Source organism: Caulobacter sp. 05T431 (genome assembly GCF_056665975.1).
Window position 1 is genome coordinate 1 of the sequence record NZ_JBFTKU010000154.1, and the last position, 390, is coordinate 390.

Here is a 390-nt window from a genome sequence, read left to right on the forward strand (position 1 = left end):
GCGCTACCGTGTCACGCACAGCCAGTGGGTGCCGACCATGTTCGTCCGGCTGATGAAGCTGACCGAGCAGGAGCGGCACGGTTTCGACCTGTCGAGCCTGCGCATGGCCGTGCACTCGGCGGCGCCCTGCCCGGCCGACGTCAAGCTGCGCATGATCGAATGGTGGGGCCCCATCCTGCACGAGTACTACGGCTCCACCGAAGGCAGCGGGCTGACGATGATCGACAGTGCCGGCTATTTTGCGCATCCGGGCTCGGTCGGCCGCGAAGCCATCGGCAAGCTACACATCTGCAACGACGAGGGCGACGTCCTGCCCCCGGGGCAGCCGGGCCTGATCTACTTCGAGCGGGACACCCTGGCGTTCCACTACCACAACGATCCGGAGAAGAC

At 66.2% G+C, this 390-nt stretch carries 1 protein-coding gene; it reads left to right on the forward strand.

From position 1 onward, the window contains the following. Nucleotides 1-37: 37 nt before the first annotated feature. Nucleotides 38-390, forward strand: a 353-nt coding sequence (locus tag AC1U89_RS24930) for an AMP-binding protein (RefSeq protein ID WP_479902293.1), incomplete at its 3' end; no start/stop codon positions are given.